Here is a 1,003-nt window from a genome sequence, read left to right on the forward strand (position 1 = left end):
ACCTGGTCCCCAAGTTCATCGCCCATGCGCGGGCGGCCCACCCGGGCGTCGAGTTCCACCTCATCCGGTTCCACCCCGGCGCGCTGTCGCGGATGATCGACCACCTGCGGGAGCGGCCGGACGTGGCGGGGGTCAGCCCGCTGTACCTCAACCCGGACGGCACCTTCCAGCAGCACTACGTCCAACAGCCCAGCTTCACCGCCACCATCGCGCTGGTGACCGCGCTGCGCCGGCTGCCCGGGTTCCGCCAGGCGCTGCACCGGTTCCAGATGCGCGGCGAGGACTTCAGCCGTCCCCGGCAGCTCGCCTCGGGCAGCTGCATGCTGCTGCGCCGCTCGGTGCTCGGACAACAGACCATCTTCGACGAGGCGTTCCCCGTCTACTGGAACGACGCGGTCCTCGCGCGGCAGCTCGACCAGGCCGGACACCAGCTGTGGATGCTCCCGGACGCCGTGGTGACGCACAGCCGGGGCGCGTCCTGCCGGCTGCTCGGGCCGACCATCCGCTTCCGACACCTGCTGGGCAGCCTGGTCGAGTATCTGCGGCTGACCCAGCCCCGGTACCGGTTGCCGGTGTTCCGGGCCGCGCTGCTCGCCGACCACTTGGTCAAGCGGCTCTTCGGTCGATCCGTACCGCTGGGCCTGAGCGACCTGCTCGCCGCGCTGCGCGGCGACGTCGGTCCGCTGCCCGACGGTGACACCCGCGACTGGGTGGTGCTGTTCAGCCGGACCCGATGGTCCGTCGACGGGCATTCGGCGGTGCTGGGGCAGTTGGCGCCCGGGCAACGGTTGCTCTTCGTCGACCCGCCGGGACGCCGGCCGCACTGGCGGTGCGAGGTGACCCCGATCGGTGCGGCGGCCTGGCACGCCGTCGCACCGACAGCGCTGCCGCTGAGTGATTCGGTGCCGCTTGTCAACTGGATCAACCGGCGGATCGCGGCCGGCGCGCTGCGTGGCTGGCTCGACCGGCATCTCCTCGCCGCTGAGCGAGGCCGCCCGCACCT

1 protein-coding gene is annotated in these 1,003 nt (G+C 72.1%); it reads left to right on the forward strand.

Annotation, left to right across the window (positions count from 1 at the left end; genetic code table 11):
• The coding region (locus ABZ749_RS35675; protein ID WP_357235880.1) for a hypothetical protein at positions 1-1,003 on the forward strand (1,003 nt) is incomplete at both ends.

Origin of the sequence: Micromonospora sp. NPDC047753 (assembly GCF_040642735.1) — a bacterium.
Taxonomy (GTDB): Bacteria; Actinomycetota; Actinomycetes; order Mycobacteriales; family Micromonosporaceae; genus Micromonospora.